The sequence below is a fragment of the Pseudomonas sp. L13 genome, assembly GCF_009935965.1.
In the GTDB taxonomy this organism is placed as follows: Bacteria; Pseudomonadota; Gammaproteobacteria; order Pseudomonadales; family Pseudomonadaceae; genus Aquipseudomonas; species Aquipseudomonas lactis.
On sequence record NZ_QODJ01000168.1, the window covers coordinates 1 to 551 of the forward strand.

The 551-nt window shown below is 43.7% G+C and carries 1 protein-coding gene; it reads left to right on the forward strand.

Annotated elements, in window-relative coordinates; translation table 11 throughout:
* Positions 1–81: 81 nt before the first annotated feature.
* Positions 82–551 (forward strand): C-type lectin domain-containing protein (locus DK871_RS28510; RefSeq protein WP_218581575.1); only part of this gene is annotated, 470 nt, incomplete at its 3' end.

Genomic DNA, 551 nt, shown 5'->3' on the forward strand with positions numbered 1-551 from the left:
AAAAGCAGAGCTCTCTCTGGAACACCACAAAATCTTTCTTGAGATTCTGAAGGCAGTGATCTGAAAACCAAGTTCATGGCAATGTTGAGAAGTCTGCTGCTTCTGTTCATCGTGTTCTCCACGGGAAATGCAGCTGGTAAACCAGATAAAGGTAGACCATGCCAGTATGGATGGACAAATTTTGAAACCCGATGCTACAAGTTCTTCTCTCAGTCGGCTACATGGATTGAAGCAGAGAGAAACTGTATTGCTCTGAGTGCACATCTTGCATCTGTGAACAAAGAAAAAGAAAACTCTTTTCTGCTGGGTCTGTTGCCTTCTCCTACTACACTATGTTGGATTGGTGTTCAAGATGCTGTGGAAGAAGGAGAGTGGTTGTGGAGTGATGGAACTAATTATGACTACAACAACTGGTGCACTGGTGAACCTAACAATCTGAATGTTGAGAACTGTGGAGAGATCAACTGGACCTCTGACAAATGCTGGAATGATTCGCCCTGTACAAACACAAAGGGCTATATCTGTGCTAAAAGATCAGAGATGGACTGGCC